Here is a 12,880-nt window from a genome sequence, read left to right as displayed (position 1 = left end):
TCTCGCTCCCGCTCGAAATGACAGTATCGAAGGAATCTTAAAGATTTCTCGCTGACGCTCGAAATGACAGTATGGACGGATTATGGGGGCCTTTTTTAGTTACTTTCGGCAAAAATGCCTTGGCGGCGCTATAAACCGCTTATTAAAAAGCCACCAGGGGAGCACAGAGCAGTCCAGTGCGGAACAGACTACTCCGAGCTGCCTGCTCCCTTTTCCGCAAACTTCTCGCGCAGCATCTGGCCCAGTTCGCTTTTTTCTTTCGGCTCCGGCTTTAAGCTGAGCCTTATCTTTTTTTCTTCTGGCAGCACCTCGATAACGCGGGCCTCGATGGTTTGTCCCACCTCAAACTGCTCAAGGGGGTTCCCCCCCTTTTTAGCCGGAATTTCGGAAACATGGACCAGGCCCTGGACGCCCTCATCTATTTCCGTGAAAAGCCCGAAACTGGTGATGTTAATGATTTTTCCGGTTACCGGGGTACCCGGCAGATAGGTTCGGGCCACTTCCTCCCAGGGATGCGGATACAGCTGCTTAACGCCCAGGCGGACCCGCTGGTTCTCCCGGTCAATATCCAGGATTTTAGCGGTCACCGTATCGCCCCGCTTATAATGCTGGGCCGCCGACTTGATCTCCTCGGTCCAGGACAAGTCGGAAACATGAACCAGGCCGTTGATGCCTTCCTCAATGGCCACAAAGATGCCGAAATCGGTCACCTTTTTGACATTGCCCTCGATCACCGAGCCCACGGGATAGCGCTCATGAAGGGTATCCCAGGGATTGGGCATCAGCTGCTTCGTGCCTAAAGTCACCTTCATGCTGCTCTCATCCACATCCAGGACCTTAACGGAAACCTTCTCACCCACGTCATATAATTTGGCCGGGTGCTTCATGGTTGTCCAGCCCAAATTGCTGACATGCACCAGCCCGACAATACTGCCTAACTCCACAAACAGGCCGTAATCGGTAATGTTGTTGATGGTGCCTTCAATCACATCGCCCTTGTGGATACGCTTGATGGCCGCTTCCTTTTCGCGCTGATAGGCCTCTTCCAAAAGCACGCGCCGGGATAGCACCACATTTTCACTTTTCCGGTCAAACTGCAGCACCTTAAACTCCTGCTCCGTATCCAGCCAGGCATCAAAATCATTGATTCGCTTCACATCCAGCTGGGAGGCCGGCAGAAACGCGGATATGCCCACATCCACGATAAAACCGCCCTTTTTCCGGGAAACGATTTTACCGGTTACGGTTTCCCCGGAATCATACTTCTTCTGCAGCTCATCCAGGCGCCGGACCTGTGCCACCCCATGCCGGGAGAGCACCGGATAGCCGTCCTCATCTTTGTGGACCAGCACCACCTGGACCCGATCACCGATATTCAGATGAAACTCTCTGTTATTATCAAGGAACTCCGCCTTCGGCACTTCGCCCTCTGTCTTGTAGCCGATATCGATGAGCACCCGCTCATTATCCATATCAACCACTTCCCCCTCGACGATTTCACCGGTCTTAAATTCCTTGAATGTCTGCTCATAAACGGCCATCAGGTCTTCGCCGCTCATTTCCGAAAATTCATCCATCCCCGGCTCCGCTGATTCATTTGGGGAAAAACCGTCCGCCTGCCTGCTATATTCCGTATGTTCCGTATACATATGTATGCACCTCCAAATTGACTTATCCCGCCAATCGACCAACAAAAAAAGCATCCTATCCAATAAGGGACAAGATGCCTCGCATCATCCAAGCGACATCCATTTTCACCAGCGACTGAAGCAATGAATCAACGCATACCGCCTTGCCCCTAAGCAATGAACCGATTACCGATTATTCCGGGATTACATAATAAAATAACAATAAAAAACCGGTTTGCAATGGGACAGGCCACGGTAAATTTGTTTTATCTGTCTTCAGGCAGGCACGGTGGCCTGCCCTACGAGGGTTAACGCAGAAATTGCGTAGGGTCGGCCACCGTGCCGACCAATATGACGCAGAAATTACGTAGGGTCGGCTTCAGGCAGGTACGTTAGCCTGCCCTTCTACGAGGGTTAATGCAGAAATTGCGTAGGGTCGGCCACCGTGCCGACCAATATGACGCAGAAATTACGTAGGGTCGGCCACCGTGCCGACCAATATGCAGAAAACCAATGCCCTTTAATACCTCTGTTCGGTTAGAACGGATATATCACCACGCGTCGGTTGTTCTTCTGGCCCCGGCTTTCGGTGATCAGCCCGTAGCGGACAATCATCTCGTGCTGAAGGCGGCGTACATAGGGGGAGCGGGGGGTTAATTCGATGGGAAGGCCTTTTTCAAAAACCCGGCTGACCGCTTCCTCGGCCTCAAACAGCGCCTGCGGTTTTTCCCCGGGCTCGGTATCGCCGTTGTTTTCGCCGAAAACGCTCTGCATGAATTTTTCAATCTGGGTCACGGTATTGCTTTTGATCACGTGAAGGGGCACCCCCTTTTTCTGAATCTCAAGCAGCTGCCGGGGTTTTCGCTTTTCCTGGGATTTCAGGGTAAGCACCATGTCCGCCCGCTCCAGATCGGCAACCAGCTGAACCGGCACGCGAAACTTTTGAATCGCCTGCTCCAGGCGTTTGCGGCTCACGCCGTAGGTAAAAATACGCAGGGGCCGGTCCTTGGACGGCGCATAATCCGGCACCTTCCCCATTCCCGTCGGTTCGGCCGGCCCCTCACCGGCCCGGGTCTCCACCCGCCCGTCGTCATGGCGGATTCTTAGCTCCGGGGTTGCCGGCGTGCCTTTTAACAGCGCATCCACCACGTTTGCCAGGGCATAATTGACCGCCAGGCGGTCCCGGTCCAGAATCTCAACCAGTACATTGAACGTGGGCGGGGCTTTTCTCTCGAGGATCGACTTCTGCGTCCGCCGGCGCCGCGCCTCTTCGTCGGACAGGGTCACGGACTGAACCCCGCCCAGGAGATCCGCAAGTGTGGGGTTCTGCAAGAGATTCTCAAGGCTTCGGCCGTGGGCGGTGGCGATCAGCTGCACACCGCGCTCCGCAATGGTTCGCGCGGCCAGCGCTTCGGCCTCGGTACCGATTTCATCGATCACGATCACCTCGGGCATGTGGTTTTCCACCGCCTCGATCATCACCGCGTGCTGGCGGTCGGTGGACGGCACCTGCATCCGCCGGGCCCGGCCGATGCCCGGATGCGGGACATCCCCGTCACCGGCGATCTCATTTGACGTATCCACAATCACCACCCGCTTGTTCATCTCATCGGCCAGCACCCGGGCGGATTCGCGCAGCAGGGTGGTTTTGCCCACGCCCGGCGGGCCGAGCAGCAGAATAGACGAGCCGCTTTCAATCACATCCTGCAAGATATCCACGGTGCCGAAAATCGCGCGGCCCACCCGGCAGGTAAGCCCCACAATGGCGCCCAGACGGTTCCTGATGGCCGATATCCGGTGCAGGGTCCGCTCGATGCCGGCCCGGTTGTCCCGGGTGAACCGGCCGACCCGCTCCACCACATAGTCGATGGCCGCCTGGGTTACATTTTCATCGGACAAAACCTTCATGCCGCCCGGAAACCGGGCTTCCGGCGGCCGGCCCAGATCCAGAACGATCTCGATCAATTCGTCCTGGGGATTGATCTGATCGACTGCCCCGCGAATATCCGGCGGCATCACGGACAGCAGCAGTTCAATGTCATCCGGCGATGTTATCTGATAGGGCTGCATGACTGGCTCCAATCCCAATTTTGCCTCTAACCGTAAGTAAAAATTTACTTTTTCTCGACAGTTTCATAAGCAGCGGCCTAATCCGCCGCGACGGTATTTTTGCAGAAAGTAACTCAATAAGGTCTTCAAAATCCCTCGGTACTGTCATTTCGAGCGGCAGCGAGAAATCTTATATTTAAGATTCCTCGTCGCTCGCGCTCCTCGGAATGACAACCTCTAAACCGTCCGGGATAAAAAAGGCGGCGTCGAAGCCGGGAAGGGTTAAAACGGCATATAGAACTCAGACTCCTGGCCGTAGTGCTTAACCTGGGCCTTGGGATAGTGTTTTTTGAATAAATGGATCATGGCGACATTCTCGCTCATCACAGTGGCGGTAAATGCCTTGTATTGATTCTGTTTGGCGATTTCTTCGAGCACATCCAGCAGGTAGCGGCCGATGCCCATGCTCTGGTAATCCTCCCGGACCAGAAACGCCACTTCCGCCTGGTCCGTATCATCTTCGCCGTAATAGGAGCCGATGGCAATGATTTCCTTGTATTTGCCCTTCTGGACGAGCCCCACGATACTCATGTTTTTCCGGTAATCCACGGTGGCCCACTGCTTCTGGAGCATCTCCCGCTTAAACACCCGTTTCTGATGGAAAAACCGGTAGTAAATGCTCTGATCCCGCAGGGAGTAAAAAAAGTTCCGGATGGCGAACTCGTCCGAGGACAGAAGGGGCCGGAATTCCACGGATTTGCCGCTGGGGAGATCCAGGTAGGATTTATAGTTTTCCAGAAAAATCAGATCCTGCCGGCTGGGCGGCACCTGATCCGGAAAAATGTAGTGCCGTTTTTTGGCATCGTCAATCAGCCCCTCCCGGAATTTGGGATGGGCGATCTGGGTGAGTTCCATGACCCGCTGGTAGATGCTTTTGCCGTGAAGCTCGGCAATGCCGTATTCTGTGACCACGATATCGATATCGCCGCGGGTGGTGGCAATGCCCGCGCCTTCGCTCAAATGTGACACAATCCGGGAGACCTCCCCGTTCTGGGCGGTGGACGGCAGCGCGATAATGGAGAACCCGTTTTTGGCCATCTTGCTGCCCCGCACAAAATCCACCTGGTCGCCGATGCCGCTGTAGAAAAGATAGCCCTTGGAGTCCGTGCAGATCTGGCCGGTCAGATCCACCTCCAGGGCGGAGCTGAGTGAAATAAAGTTATCGTTTCGGGCAATTACATTCGGATCATTCACAAACTCAGAGGCCCGGAAGTAGAACATGGGATTGTTGTCCACATATTCATAAAGCTCTTTGGAGCCCATCACCAGGGAGGCCAAAATCCGGTTGGGCAGAAGCGTCTTTTTCCGGTTGGTGATGACCTTTTCCCTTAACAGCGGCAAAAGGCCGTCGGTGATCACCTGGGTGTGGATGCCCAGATCCTTTTTGCCTTTCAGATAGGGCAGAATGGCATCCGGCAGATGGCCGAAGCCCACCTGGAGCGTTGCCCCGTCATCCACCAGCTGAATTACGTAATGGCTGATCCGCTCCACCACCTGCTGATTCTTGATGGCGGGAATAAATTCCACCATCGGCTCGTCATGATAGACCAGGTAATCGATTTCATCCACATGGATATGGCTGTCCCCCCAGGTGGTGGGCATGCGCGGATTAACCTGGGCAATCACCGTTTTGGCCATTTTCAGGCCGGCCAGGGTGATATCCACGGAAATGCCCAGGCAGCAGAACCCGTATTCATCCGGCGGACTCACCTGAACCAGGGCCACATCCAGGTTGATCTGCCCGGAATAAAACAGCTCCGGAATCTGGGACAAATAGGCCGGCAGGTAGTCGATTTTTCCCTCAAACGCGGCCTGCCGCATGTAAGGGCTGATAAAAAAGAGCTTCAGGGAAAACCGGGACGAGAAACCTTCCTCGTGAACGTATTCGGATAGCGTGGATGAAAGCATCTGATAGATGACGATATCCTGAACGGATTGATCCGTCACCATGGCCCGGATGAGCTCCTGGGGCTCGCCGCAGCCCGTTCCGATAAAAACGCTTGAACCGTTTTTGATTTTCTGAACCGCCTCTGCCGCCGTCAGTTTCTTATCCGCAAACCGGCCTGTCAGCACCATTTTCCCATGCTCCTCTTATCCAAGTATTTAAAATCACACCCTGGACAAATCATAACCAAATATTAAGCGCTTGGCAATTTAAGAAAAAAACCGCTAAATCGACTCCAGCTCGGTCAACACCCTTATCTCCGGCGCCTCGGCGGCAAACTCCGCAGCCCTCTCCATAAATGCCTTAAAATGCGGGGTGGCGCTGTGGGCAGTGAGTGCAGCCATGTCCTGGTAGCGTTCGATAAAAATAAAGGTGTCCGGATCCTGTTCATCAATATTTAAGGAATAGTTAATGGTGCCCTCTTCATCTGCCACCCCGGCCATCAACTCTTTAGCCGCTGCCAGGGCCGCCTCCCTTTTCTCCGGTATCACCGGAAGCTTCGCAATCACTGCAATCATAACTCATACCTCCTTTTTTTTCCGTCTTAATCTTATTTTCCGTCTTACTCTTACTCTTAATCTTACTCTAATATATACTGAATCATTCCAAAACGTTCCGCCCCTGTCATTCCGAGGCGCGCCAGCGACGAGGAATCTTTCCAAAAATCGGGGTAAAGTAGAGGGCAGGCGGGCCTGTCTTTTCTCTACCCCTACCCCATTTCAATGGTAGTGCCAAGACCAAGATGTAGTTTTGTATTATACTGTTTTTTCAATATGTTTTCAAACCGGGGTGTTCAAAATCAGGTTGATGCTTTTTAGCCTCAAATCGCAAATCGGGGGACACCATACAAGTTTTATCGATGGGAGGGAAAATTAACATGGTGTTTCCGGAGTTACGCTCTGCCCTTCGTGGTCTCTTGATCAACTTGTAAGCCTTTTAAACCGACCTTTAAAGCCCAAAAACCGGGACGAAAACCGAAAAAAAATAAATAGGTATGTCCCCGGGTTTCTGTGTCCCTTGAATTGCAGGTATCTTTTAGATACCTGTTGACTATATATAAGATATGTATTAAATTTTTCTATAAATACGAAAAGAGGTAAAAACAATGGTAAAACCACTTAAAAGCAATAAAGAAGTTCAAATGTCAATAAAGATGGAGCCGGAACTGCGGGATCAATTCATGGCGGCAGCGGCTGCACAGCATCGGCCTGCGGCACAGATTGTGCGCGATTTGATGCGTTCGTTTATCGTCTGTCAGGAGATGCCGAATGCTGATACTATTGAGGCGATTCAAGCTGTCGAGCGCGGCGAGTTTACGACCCATGCCAGTACTGCTGATCTTTATCGCAAGCTTGGCATCTGATGGCTAATCGAAAAATTCACACCTCCAGCAAATTCGAGAAAGATGCCGCGCTTGCAGTCAGACGCGGCAAGGATACAACAAAACTTCGGGCCATTATTGAATTGCTGGCGACCCATCAACCCATACCCCGCGAGTTCAAGGATCACCCCATCAAAGGAAACTGGAAAAACTGCCGGGATATACACATTGAGCCGGACTGGCTGCTTATTTATAAGACCGACGATGAAAATCTCTGGCTTGTTCGAACCGGCTCCCACGCGGACCTTTTTGGAGGATAAGAATTCAGTCTGCTTATTTACAATCAATGGGGGACACCATAAAAGTTTTATCGATGGGAGGAAAAATTAATATGGTGTCCCCCCGATTTGTTTAACCCGCCCTCCGGAGCAAGAATGCTATTTTTCTAAGACAATCGCGCCCGGGGCGCATTCATCAGCAGCCCTCTTTACGCTTTCTTCATGTTCAGCCGGAACTGTTTCTTCCCTGACAATGCCTATCATCTGATCATCATCGTAATCAAATACTTCGGGACACACCTTGTGGCAATTGCCGTCTCCCATACAAAGATCATAATCGATTCTAACCTTCATGTCATATCCCCCGATAGATTTTCTGTTTTTAAATATAACTGAACCCCCTATGATTATCCCGGCAGAACGGATGAGCCCATTTCAAGGCGTTCCTGAATCGCTTCTTTTATGGCATCCAGGCCGGCCATGCCGGATGCGGCGCTTTCCACCGCATCGTCAGTCTGCCGGGCAACAGCGCGCTTGATATCGCTTTTGAGTTCAGCCTGGCGCTTTGCCAGGGTTTGTTTTAAACCGGCTTTCAGGGTATCGTCTATGTCTGATGCGATTCGCACATCCGGTTTTCCAATGGTGCCGCCGAGCTCCGCGGACAGGTCAAAGGAGCGGATGTTCTGCAGCGTGTCAGTCAGGCCACTGATAAGGAGGTTATCCGCTTGATCGGATTTCACCTTGAAACCGGCGGTGTCAAAGACCGCCTGAATATCAGCATCCAGCTTTTCTCCGGCGATCCGTATGCTGCCATTTGCATTGCCCACCCGGGCGGACTCCAGAAGCACCGCCAGGTCCTGCCGGTCCAGAAGCGTAAAATCCGACAGCGGGTATTGTTTTAAGTTAAATTTTACTAAATCTTCGGGGCTTTTTGGATTAGTCCGATCCAGGTGTCCCTCTGCCGCCAGCGTCCCGGCGTCTTTCAGACCGGAGCCTGAAAAGGCGAATACAAGCGGCCGGCCAAGCACCTGCTGATTGGAAGAAAAATCCTGAAACTGCCCGGTTGCAGTGCCGCCGCCCACTTCCATGGCCAGGTCCGCTGTTTTTATCCAGTATTCAGGAATCTGTCGGCGCGGGGCAAATTCCACATCAATGCCCTCGCCCCGGCGGCGTTTTTCCTCTTTTTCGCCGGCACGCATCATCCCGGCGAGATAAGGCGAAAGCCGCTGGTACCAGATAAGGCTTGTTTCCACCCATTGCGCGTACCTGGGGCCGAAAACAAGGGCGGACATATTGCCGATGCCCTCGGGCGAGAGCGCATATTTTTCCGTAAGTCGCTCTGCGTCCCGGGCCGGCGCATTTTTAAGATCTTTCAGGCGCTCTTGAAACTCAGCCCGGATCCGGGAGAGATCCTCCCTTGCGCTGCGAAGCGCCTCAAGGTCTTTTTTAATATCTTGCCTGATTTCCCGGACCTCGTCCACTTTACCAATAGCGCCCATCACGCCGCCGGACAGCCCGGAATCCGCCCGCAGTTTTTTAATCCGCGCCTTGTATTCCTGAAAGGTTTCTTTATCCGGAAGCTCATCCAGCCGCGCCTTGAAATTTTCTCTTGCAGAGGCAATATCCGCCTTGAGCGCTTCTGCTTCTTCAATGGTCGCCAGCTTCTCGTTTTCCAGGATCTCTTTTGCGTTTTTTGCCGCCAAAGAAGGAAACTCGCCCAGCTTGGAGCGGAGCCTCTCGCGGATTTCAGCGCCTTTTTCAGAGAATTTTTCACTCTCCGGAAGCGCGCCCGAAGTTGTCCGTTCTTTATCAAACGCAAGGCCTGTCGCGGACATATCCTCCACAACAGTTTTACCTTTGATCAGATGACCCGGGTTGAATGTCATCCGAATCCTTTCGGCCACAAGTGCATTTCGCATGGGCTGCTTCGGGTTGGTGACCTGAAGGCCGTTTAATTGAAGGCCTAAAGGAAAAAGTATCAGGTCTGCCGACGCAAGCTCAACTTTCGCACCCACCGCCTTTGTGCCGGTGCGTTCCACCATGTATTCTGCCGCATAGTCAACCACGAGATACCAGACAGCCGCGCATAAGGCGGCGATTACAACAAAAGCGGCGAGTCCGGGCCATCGGATCAATCGATTCATACGGGGTTCCTCCATCCGGATACGGTGCGGTATGCCGAGTAGATGCGGCTTCCCTTGACCATCTGGGCAAGCCGGGTCTTTTCCAGCCAGGTCATGAAGTGCTCGCGGTAGCGCCGAATCAGGGCGTTGGACGCAAAATACAGGGGAAGGAAAAGCACCAGGGCCGCAATAAAGCCGCCCATGACCACCGTGTTGTTAAAGCGGGTGAGGTGCCAGAATCCGGAGTCATAAAGAAGGCGCCAGAACCCCTCTAAGGCGTCCGCAGATAAAACCGCCATGCCCAGCCAGTGGAATAACGGGTCAAGGAGAAAAGCGACTGCGGCAAATACAAGCCAGCCCAGGATAAAACCGGTAAGATTGACGCGCAGGACCAGTACCAGAAAAATCAGCAGCACGTGCTGCAGGGTAAAAAACGGCATAAAGGCAAGAAACAGGGCCAGGCAGAACGCGGCACTGATCTGGCCGGGGGCGGCTTCCGCGTTTAACACTTTTAAAAGCTTTGCCAGCAGGGTGATCATATCCGGCTTCCTTTCCGGTACTGCGGAGAATAGTCAACATCAGATGTTTTTTTATGTCTGCCCAAACAAAAATTATATATTGAAAATATAACAGGTCATTCACTAATTTCAAATAGCCGCGGCGCGATCGCCTTAAACGGGGGACACCACTCTTCCCCCAAACCGTACGCCAAAGAAGCAGAATTCATTCTTCGGCAGGAATGCCTTTACAACCGCCTTCCTATGAAACATCCCGAATGCCCCATAGAATGCAGATTTAATCATGGTTGAGGATACTGGCTTGCCCACCCGATAACTCCTTTTTCCGTTAAACTTTTGCCTCATTATTTTTCGTATGTTATTAAAAAATTTCTGTATTTTCTGGTAAGTGCCTTCTTGCGCAAAAACCGGAGCCGATCTTATGATACTCAACACATACCGCCGTAATTTCCAAGAAATCAATCAGGCATTGCATGCTTATTTTCGGATTAAACCCGGGCAACGCCATTGAAGGTAACTTCACCATTGAGATTGATCACATTGAAAGTTGCCCATGCCAACACTTTTGAACGTTACCAATAATTTTTTACCTTAATTTCTATAAACTGGAAGAGGCAAAAATTATGAGTGATTATTTAAGCCCACTCTTAATAGACGAAGATAAGATTGCTAAAGAACTCATCAAGCGCAAAAAGAGTTACATTGAAAAAACTATTAATGGAAAAAACAAAAAAATTCTTGAACAAAAGGCAAATATCGAGGCTGAAGAAGGTTGGTCTATATTAAGGAAAAATAAGAAATCATATAGATTAAAAAAAGATAAGCCTGCGGATGAACAGCTTGAAGACGAATTGTGGTCAATAATGGCTAAAATGGAATTTGATGAACTTAGCGAGGGACGACAATTTACAGTAAATGTTGGGAAAGACGTAAGCCCAAGACAAATTGATGTTTTCGCAAAAGATAGGGAATCTGCAATATTTATAGAGTGTACTCGTTGCGAAACCCCAAAGAAAAAAAATATGAGTAGTCTTATTGAGAAGATAAGCAGCATACATCCTCAAACCGCGCGTTCTGTGTCCACCCACTATGGCAGAACTCCAAAACTAAAAGTAAGATGGATAATAGCTACAAGAAATATTGAATGGGGAGAAGCAGACCTTGCTAAAGCTGCAGAAAAAAAAATTGTAGTTCTAAGAGATCAAGAAATCGACTATTATAAAAAATTAACGGATCATTTAAAAAAAGGAGCTAAGTATCAATTTTTAGGACATATATTTGCCAAAGAAAAAATAAGCGGCTTAGACATAACTGTTCCAGCAACGAAAGGTAAAATGGGTGATAAGAATTTTTACAATTTTTTAATAAAACCAGCTGATTTAATGAAAATTGCCTATATAAGCCACAAAGCAAGCAGAGATATGGAAGACCTTGAAACTTATCAGAGAATGCTTGTTCCTTCGAGATTAAAGAAAATTTCGGAATACATAGATGATGGAGGACAATTTCCCACAAATATTGTAATTAATATTAAATCCAAGAGTGGTGTCAGGTTTGACAAAAAAGAAAAGATTGGTGAATCAGCGTTTGGAATACTTCAATTGCCTGATATGTATGCCTCTGCTTGGGTGATTGATGGGCAGCACAGACTTTATGGCTATACACATAGCAAGAGATTTAAGTCTGATGAAAATTCTACATTACCAGTCCTAGCGTATGAAAATTTATCTCCAACTCAAGAAGCAGAGCTTTTTGTTGATATTAATTGCGAACAAGTCAAGGTTTCTAAAAGTCTCCTTGTTGAACTTTATGCTAACTTAAACTGGGAAGCAGATAAGCTTGAAGACAGAATTGCTGCCTTACGTTCACGAATTGTGATGGCATTAGACCAGCGCAAAAGTTCTCCAATTTATGGAAGAATTAAAACGACATCTAATGATAAAAGCTATTACAGATGCTTGTCGATAACTTCCTTTCATGAGGGATTAAAAGAAAATAAATTCTTTGGCGACATTAAGGGTGAAACTATTACTCCCGGGCCTTTTATTGATAAAGACATTAAATACCTTGAACATACACTAAATAAATCAGTTGAGATATTATCTGAATATCTGTCATTGTTTAAAAATGAAATACCTGCGCATTGGGAATTAGGTGATGCAAAAGGTGGGTATCTATGCACCAATAATGGGATTAGAGCTTTAATGAAAGTCTTAAAAGGAATTTTTTGGCATCTTGAGAAGAACGAACATTTAGAGCTTTATTTAATGAAGCCCGAAGAGATAATCCCTTACATTAAAACATATATTGAACCGGTAGTTGATTATTTTAAAAACGCTTCAAAAGAAACTATGGCTCTTTTTAGGAGTAGACAAGCATTAAAGGGTGTGACAAACAATTCGTTAAGAATGATGAGTTTTATACATTCAGAATTTGGTGATTTTTTACCGCCCAACCTTGAAAAATATCTTGAAACCATGGATGAAGAAGGCACAAAAGAAGCTCAGGCTAAGATTGATGAGATTCAAAATAGATTATTCAATGTTATCCTAAAAGTTTTAAAAGATAACTTCAAAGATGATAATGAAGAATGGTGGTATGAAGGTGTCCCCGAACCAGTGAGAAGAGAATGCGTGAAGAAGCAAGACCAAGAGCGTGGCGTCAAAAACAAAGAACAATATATTTGCCTAATTGATTATAAAACAATTGCCAGCGCGAATTGGAACTTATTTAAAAAATATTTTTCCTTCACATCAGATGGCGGAAAAGATAAGCAACTTAAATGGTTAGTAGATTTAAATGAGATAAGAAATATTACACATCACACTGAAAAATGGCCTGTCACAAAAGAGCAAGCTGATTTTGTGCGCGGTATCCATGCTAAAGTTATGGATCAATTTACCCCTTCTGGTTAATTGTTTATAATTTATTGTTATTATTTAATATTATATGAACAAA

General features: G+C 48.9%; 10 protein-coding genes. 3 read left to right on the top strand and 7 right to left on the bottom strand.

Annotated features, from left to right (window positions below; genetic code table 11):
* Positions 1 to 188 precede the first annotated feature (188 nt).
* From U5L07_17490 to U5L07_17475, 4 genes are all read right to left on the bottom strand, one after another.
* Positions 189 to 1,649 carry a S1 RNA-binding domain-containing protein gene (locus tag U5L07_17490; protein ID MDZ7833542.1) on the bottom strand — a complete coding sequence of 487 codons (1,461 nt, stop codon included), beginning with the start codon at positions 1,647 to 1,649 and terminating at the stop codon, positions 189 to 191.
* A gap of 516 nt (positions 1,650 to 2,165) precedes the next feature.
* The gene (locus U5L07_17485) at positions 2,166 to 3,698 is read right to left on the bottom strand and encodes a R3H domain-containing nucleic acid-binding protein (protein MDZ7833541.1); all 1,533 of its coding nucleotides are present in this window, start codon (positions 3,696 to 3,698) and stop codon (positions 2,166 to 2,168) included.
* 261 nt (positions 3,699 to 3,959) lie between these two features.
* Entirely contained in the window at positions 3,960 to 5,813 is a 1,854-nt protein-coding gene (locus U5L07_17480; GenBank protein MDZ7833540.1) for a GNAT family N-acetyltransferase, read from the bottom strand.
* A gap of 93 nt (positions 5,814 to 5,906) precedes the next feature.
* A complete protein-coding gene (locus tag U5L07_17475; protein MDZ7833539.1) occupies positions 5,907 to 6,200 on the bottom strand; it encodes a putative quinol monooxygenase in 294 nt (97 codons plus the stop codon).
* 587 nt (positions 6,201 to 6,787) lie between these two features.
* Here U5L07_17475 and U5L07_17470 point away from each other — a divergent pair.
* Both U5L07_17470 and U5L07_17465 read left to right on the top strand, forming a co-directional pair.
* Positions 6,788 to 7,045 carry a hypothetical protein gene (locus U5L07_17470; protein MDZ7833538.1) on the top strand — a complete coding sequence of 86 codons (258 nt, stop codon included), beginning with the start codon at positions 6,788 to 6,790 and terminating at the stop codon, positions 7,043 to 7,045.
* Positions 7,045 to 7,323: a type II toxin-antitoxin system YafQ family toxin gene (locus U5L07_17465; GenBank protein MDZ7833537.1), complete on the top strand. Its 279-nt coding sequence runs from the start codon at positions 7,045 to 7,047 to the stop codon at positions 7,321 to 7,323. Before U5L07_17470 ends, U5L07_17465 begins: the two co-directional genes overlap by 1 nt.
* Before the next feature lie 117 nt (positions 7,324 to 7,440).
* Here the strand turns inward: U5L07_17465 and U5L07_17460 are convergent, their stop codons facing one another.
* Genes U5L07_17460 through U5L07_17450 form a run of 3 tightly spaced genes read right to left on the bottom strand, consistent with a single transcriptional unit; the run spans position 7,441 to position 9,943 of the window.
* Positions 7,441 to 7,635 (bottom strand): ferredoxin, encoded by a 195-nt coding sequence (locus tag U5L07_17460; protein ID MDZ7833536.1) that lies wholly within the window; start codon positions 7,633 to 7,635, stop codon positions 7,441 to 7,443.
* 53 nt (positions 7,636 to 7,688) lie between these two features.
* The gene (locus U5L07_17455) at positions 7,689 to 9,425 is read right to left on the bottom strand and encodes a TIGR03545 family protein (GenBank protein MDZ7833535.1); all 1,737 of its coding nucleotides are present in this window, start codon (positions 9,423 to 9,425) and stop codon (positions 7,689 to 7,691) included.
* Positions 9,422 to 9,943, bottom strand: a complete 522-nt coding sequence (locus tag U5L07_17450) for a TIGR03546 family protein (GenBank protein ID MDZ7833534.1) — start codon at positions 9,941 to 9,943, stop codon at positions 9,422 to 9,424. The genes U5L07_17455 and U5L07_17450 overlap by 4 nt, the downstream gene beginning before the upstream one ends.
* Before the next feature lie 602 nt (positions 9,944 to 10,545).
* Here U5L07_17450 and U5L07_17445 point away from each other — a divergent pair.
* Positions 10,546 to 12,837: a DGQHR domain-containing protein gene (locus U5L07_17445; protein MDZ7833533.1), complete on the top strand. Its 2,292-nt coding sequence runs from the start codon at positions 10,546 to 10,548 to the stop codon at positions 12,835 to 12,837.
* Positions 12,838 to 12,880: the final 43 nt, after the last annotated feature.

Source organism: Desulfobacterales bacterium, assembly GCA_034520365.1.
Lineage (GTDB): Bacteria > Desulfobacterota > Desulfobacteria > Desulfobacterales > Desulfosalsimonadaceae > M55B175.
Note: the sequence above shows the minus strand (reverse complement) of the source record. Positions and strands in the feature narration are given on the sequence as shown.

Coding starts and splice junctions, on each gene's coding strand:
- U5L07_17490 (MDZ7833542.1), bottom strand. CDS start 1,649: ATGTATACGGAACATACGGAATATAGCAGGCAGGCGGACGGTTTTTCC.
- U5L07_17485 (MDZ7833541.1), bottom strand. CDS start 3,698: ATGCAGCCCTATCAGATAACATCGCCGGATGACATTGAACTGCTGCTG.
- U5L07_17480 (MDZ7833540.1), bottom strand. CDS start 5,813: ATGGTGCTGACAGGCCGGTTTGCGGATAAGAAACTGACGGCGGCAGAG.
- U5L07_17475 (MDZ7833539.1), bottom strand. CDS start 6,200: ATGATTGCAGTGATTGCGAAGCTTCCGGTGATACCGGAGAAAAGGGAG.
- U5L07_17470 (MDZ7833538.1), top strand. CDS start 6,788: ATGGTAAAACCACTTAAAAGCAATAAAGAAGTTCAAATGTCAATAAAG.
- U5L07_17465 (MDZ7833537.1), top strand. CDS start 7,045: ATGGCTAATCGAAAAATTCACACCTCCAGCAAATTCGAGAAAGATGCC.
- U5L07_17460 (MDZ7833536.1), bottom strand. CDS start 7,635: ATGAAGGTTAGAATCGATTATGATCTTTGTATGGGAGACGGCAATTGC.
- U5L07_17455 (MDZ7833535.1), bottom strand. CDS start 9,425: ATGAATCGATTGATCCGATGGCCCGGACTCGCCGCTTTTGTTGTAATC.
- U5L07_17450 (MDZ7833534.1), bottom strand. CDS start 9,943: ATGATCACCCTGCTGGCAAAGCTTTTAAAAGTGTTAAACGCGGAAGCC.
- U5L07_17445 (MDZ7833533.1), top strand. CDS start 10,546: ATGAGTGATTATTTAAGCCCACTCTTAATAGACGAAGATAAGATTGCT.